Raw genomic sequence first — 1326 nt, 5'->3', positions numbered from 1 at the left:
GATAAAGTCCATATAATTGTGTAAAAAGAAAGGCCATATGATCGCCTGTACGGTACAATGTTTTTAACCACTAAAAACATACCTGGAGGCAATCATATGACCCAACATCTACAGATTAACCTAGAACCGAAACAGATACAAGCATTAATTGACAGTAGTGTGAAAGACGATGCTTCAAAGCTGATTTTAACGACCGTCTTTAATCAATTAATGGAGCACCAACGAACGGAATTTATTCAGGCTGAGGGTTACGAACGATCCGAGAATCGAACGGGACAGCGAAATGGCTACTACGAAAGAGCATTGACAACACGCGTAGGAACATTGGAACTTAAGGTTCCAAGGACAAGAGACGGTGTCTTTTCTCCGACTGTTTTTGAGCGGTATCAACGGAATGAAAAGGCCTTGCTAGCTTCTATGCTAGAGATGTATGTGTCAGGTGTCTCCACGCGTAAAGTCTCTCAGATCGTAGAAGAATTGTGTGGAAAATCAGTCTCTAAGTCTTTTGTTTCTTCTCTGACCACTCAATTAGATCCGATCGTTAAAGAATGGCAGAATCGAACACTGACAGGAACGAAGTTCCCTTACCTCATGGTAGACGTTCTCTACATAAAAGCACGAGTAGAACAGCGTGTCCTATCTCAAAGCTGCCATATCGCTATAGGGATTACAGAAGAAGGTGATCGCCAGATCATTGGCTTTATGCTTCAAAATGAAGAAAGTCATGAAACCTGGTCGAATTTTTTCGACTATCTGAAAAACAGAGGACTATCAGGAATCAAGCTCGTGATTTCTGATGCGCATAAAGGACTTGTGTCCGCTATTCAAACTTCCTTCACTCACGCTTCATGGCAGAGATGTCAGGTTCACTTTATGCGAAACATTTTAAGTACCGTTCCTAAGAAAGGTTCTAAACCCTTTCGAGAAGCAGTCAAAGCGATCTTCAAATTCTCAGATATTCATTTAGCCCGTAAGGCTAAAAATACGTTGATTGAAGAATACGCTGATCAAGTAAAGTATCAAAAGGCCTGTAGAACACTAGATGAAGGTTTCGAAAATGCCTTCCAGTACACTGTTTTAGGCAAAAGCCACAACCGATTGAAGAGCACGAATCTACTCGAACGATTGAATGAGGAAGTCAGACGGAGAGAAAAAGTCATCCGTATTTTCCCCAACAGGGCTTCAGCTAATCGTTTAATTGGAGCCGTCCTGATGGACGTGCATGAAAACTGGATCAGTTCTCCGAGAAAATATATCCAGTTTGAATCAAACTGATCAGACTAAAACAAAGTATCGTACATTTTACACAGAAGTCTGGACTTGACT

At 41.3% G+C, this 1326-nt stretch carries 1 protein-coding gene; it reads left to right on the top strand.

What is annotated here, in order from left to right:
* Nucleotides 1-96 precede the first annotated feature (96 nt).
* Entirely contained in the window at nt 97-1275 is a 1179-nt protein-coding gene (locus VXN63_RS11965) for an IS256 family transposase (protein ID WP_327758290.1), read from the top strand.
* Nucleotides 1276-1326: the final 51 nt, after the last annotated feature.

Origin of the sequence: Marinilactibacillus sp. XAAS-LB27 (genome assembly GCF_036039175.1) — a bacterium.
Classification (GTDB): domain Bacteria; phylum Bacillota; class Bacilli; order Lactobacillales; family Carnobacteriaceae_A; genus Marinilactibacillus.
The sequence above is the reverse complement of the archived record's forward strand: the minus strand, read 5'-3'. Positions and strand labels throughout refer to the sequence as shown.

Coding starts and splice junctions, on each gene's coding strand:
- VXN63_RS11965 (WP_327758290.1), top strand. CDS start 97: ATGACCCAACATCTACAGATTAACCTAGAACCGAAACAGATACAAGCA.